Source organism: Jannaschia seosinensis, from assembly GCF_001408515.1.
Taxonomy (GTDB): Bacteria; Pseudomonadota; Alphaproteobacteria; order Rhodobacterales; family Rhodobacteraceae; genus Jannaschia; species Jannaschia seosinensis.
Genome location: NZ_CYPR01000008.1, coordinates 1 through 2,100, shown reverse-complemented (window position 1 = coordinate 2,100; position 2,100 = coordinate 1). Strand labels below are relative to the sequence as shown.

1 protein-coding gene and 2 pseudogenes are annotated in these 2,100 nt (G+C 56.5%); 2 read left to right on the top strand and 1 reads right to left on the bottom strand.

Annotated features, from left to right (window positions below):
* Positions 1-181, bottom strand: a pseudogene (locus tag JSE7799_RS00735) (IS256 family transposase); the annotation flags it as partial.
* 53 nt (positions 182-234) lie between these two features.
* Here JSE7799_RS00735 and JSE7799_RS19375 point away from each other — a divergent pair.
* A complete protein-coding gene (locus JSE7799_RS19375; RefSeq protein ID WP_083480118.1) occupies positions 235-1,794 on the top strand; it encodes a glycoside hydrolase/phage tail family protein in 1,560 nt (519 codons plus the stop codon).
* A gap of 74 nt (positions 1,795-1,868) precedes the next feature.
* Positions 1,869-2,100, top strand: a pseudogene (locus JSE7799_RS00725) (IS21 family transposase); the annotation flags it as partial.

The window sequence follows — 2,100 nt, the reverse complement described above, 5'->3', positions numbered from 1 at the left end:
GCACAAGACGCTGGCGGCCCTCCTCGTCCAGAAGATGCGCATGCTCGGCGAGGAAGGCGGATACCTCCGCCTGAACCGCCGTTCGCAGAAGCTCCTTGGCCCCAGCGTGGATTACCTCGGTCAACGGATCCGCAGAAAATTCCGATGGCAGTTCGAACGGGACAACGGTAGATTTGGCCATGGTGGCATATCCTTTCTCTTTTGAGACTGACGGCGCGTGAACACCGCCATGATATGCCGCCTACTTCAGGCCATCACCAACTTTCGGGCATAACTCAGGCAGGTGGTGTTGATAGCTTCTGCATAGGTTCCGAAATGCGGGAGTTGACCCGCATCATGGATCACCAAGGTGAATTTCCGGCGGTCGAACAGTTCATCCAGCTCGCGTCTGATGTAAAACACACTTTACCAGAGTCGCAGATTGGATATGCAGCTGATTGGTCAGAATACAGTGCTTACCAGGTTCCGGGAGGTGACGAGGTCCGCTTTCATCTTGACAAGCTCTGGGCCCAAGATTGCATCGACTTTGTCGGTATCGACAACTACATGCCGCTTGCCGATTGGCGAGACGGTCTTGACCATAAAGATGGGAATTGGCGCTCTGATCATGCACTCGACTATCTCCAACATAATATCGAGGGTGGTGAAGGATTTGACTGGTTCTACGAAACTCCAGAAGCAAGGACCGTCCAACGACGGCGCCCGATTTTGGACCACGAGTACCTTGAGCCCTGGGTCTTTCGCTTCAAAGACGTCCGCTCGTGGTGGAGTAAACGTCATTTTGACAGAGTTGATGGCGTCCGAGCTGTGGTGCCGACTGCGTGGGAGCCTCGGTCAAAGCCGATCCGGTTTACGGAATATGGTTGTGCCGCAATAGACAAGGGAGCGAACCAGCCGAACAAATTTCTAAACGAAAAATCTTCCGAGTCGAGTCTTCCGCATTTCTCTAGCGGGCGGCGGGATGATGGCATCCAAACGCAGTATACACGGGCACTCTTGTTCTACTGGAACGAGAAAGGTCGAAATCCCGTCTCCGATGTTTACGATGGAACGATGATCGATTTGTCGCGGAGCGCGGCTTGGGCTTGGGACGCTCGTCCGTGGCCCTATTTCCCGGAACTTGACGGTCAGTGGTCGGACGGCAGAAACTATGCGCGGGGGCATCGGCTGAACGGCCGGACTGGTGGGCAGCCGCTCTCACTTGTTGTGCAGGAGATCTGTGCTTCTGCCGGTCTTCCACACGTTGATGTATCAAAAGTGGATGGGATCGTGCGCGGGTACGTGATGTCCGATGTCCAAACAGCTCGAGCTGATCTACAGGCACTGGTGATTTCTTATGGTCTTGAGGTGAAGGAAGTCGGTGGTCACCTCTGCTTCTCCATGCGTGCTGATGCACCCACGGCCGAAGGCGAGAAGCTAAAGCTCGTCCGCAAGGGGGACGAGGTGCTCACATACGTCCGTGGCGGTGACGCGTTAGGCTATGGTCGAGTGGCCGTTCATCATGTCGACTCAAACGGTGATTTTCAAGCGCGTGTCTCTGATGCACGTTCTGAGAGTGGGCCGGCTTTCCCGCTTTCTCAGACGGAGCTTCCTCTAGCGCTGACTTCAGCGGAAGGTCACGCGTTAGCTGCCCGCCTTCTGGCTGAGTCGCGCGTTGCGATGGACCAAATGTCGTTTGTTTTGCCACCTTCTCAGCGGGATGCTTGTGCCGGTGATCTTGTAAAAATTAAGGACGAAGACGATCTCTGGATGAGAACGGCGGTGCAAAAGTCTGCCACGGTAGCGGCGGGATGAGCCTGCTGCGGGCGGCGTAAAAGTCGTCCACCTTTACCCTCTCTGGCGGCAGGGAGGGCGGGAGGATTTTCACCGTGGACTTGTATCGTAAGGTGCGATTGGCCTGTGCGGAGGGCATGAGCCAGCGGGCGGCGGCGCATCACTTCGGGATTTCGCGCGACAGCGTTCAGAAGATGTTGGCGTTCTCGATTCCTCCAGGATACCGGCGAACGGCGCCCGTGAAGCGGCCGAAGCTGGACGGGTTCACCGGGATCATCGACGGCTGGCTGGATGGCGATCGCGAGGTCCATCGCAAGCAGCGGCACA